At 63.3% G+C, this 275-nt stretch carries 1 protein-coding gene; it reads right to left on the bottom strand.

The genetic code is table 11. From position 1 onward, the window contains the following. Positions 1-275: membrane protein insertase YidC (gene yidC / locus AC1ECF_RS17610; RefSeq protein WP_480390738.1), on the bottom strand; the 275-nt coding region annotated here is incomplete at both ends.

Below are 275 nucleotides of genomic sequence, written 5' to 3'. Positions count from 1 at the left end.
CCTGGAGCAGAACCGGCAGGCAGGAGGCGAACGGGTTGGTCTGGTGCTTCTTGTACAGCGCCATGGTCTCGCGGCTCATCGCCTCGCGAGACGCGGGATCCTTCTTGTTCTTGTACTTCTTCTGGATCGCCTGGAGCTCCGGCTGGATCATCTGCATCCCGCGGGAGGCGCGGATCTGCTTGAAGAACAGCGGGATCATGACCGTGCGGATGATGATCACGAGACCGACGATCGACAGGACCCAGGCGAGCCCGGCCCCGTCGGACATGCCCAGC

This window comes from Psychrobacillus sp. Z3-81 (assembly GCF_056620325.1).
The sequence above is the reverse complement of the archived record's forward strand: the minus strand, read 5'-3'. Positions and strand labels throughout refer to the sequence as shown.